This is a genomic window from Azoarcus taiwanensis, from assembly GCF_012910885.1.
GTDB lineage: Bacteria > Pseudomonadota > Gammaproteobacteria > Burkholderiales > Rhodocyclaceae > Azoarcus_F > Azoarcus_F taiwanensis.
In genome coordinates this window covers 1-391 of sequence record NZ_WTVM01000319.1, presented here as the reverse complement: position 1 = coordinate 391, position 391 = coordinate 1, and the positions used below count along the sequence as shown (strand labels likewise).

Genomic DNA, 391 nt, shown 5'->3' with positions numbered 1-391 from the left:
ATTGTTGGTAGCGACATATTAGATGAGCGCCAATATAATGTTAATAATTTGTTGAATATGCCTTTTGGAGCATGTCATTTTGCGGTTGCAGCGAAACCTGAAACGACCAATTATCGTAAAATCGCAACGAGTTATGTACATACTGCTGAAACATATTTTAAATCAAAAGGTATTGATGTCGAATTGATTAAATTGAATGGTTCTGTTGAATTAGCTTGTGTCGTAGATATGGTAGACGGAATTGTCGACATCGTTCAAACAGGTACTACGCTAAAAGCGAACGGACTGGTTGAAAAGCAACATATTAGTGATATCAATGCAAGATTAATAACTAATAAAGCAGCTTATTTTAAAAAATCACAATTAATAGAGCAATTTATTCGCTCTTTGG

At 34.0% G+C, this 391-nt stretch carries 1 protein-coding gene; it reads left to right on the top strand.

The genetic code is table 11. The annotated features are described in order from the left end of the window. Nucleotides 1-391 (top strand): ATP phosphoribosyltransferase (gene hisG, locus GPA21_RS20530; protein WP_168989880.1); only part of this gene is annotated, 391 nt, incomplete at both ends.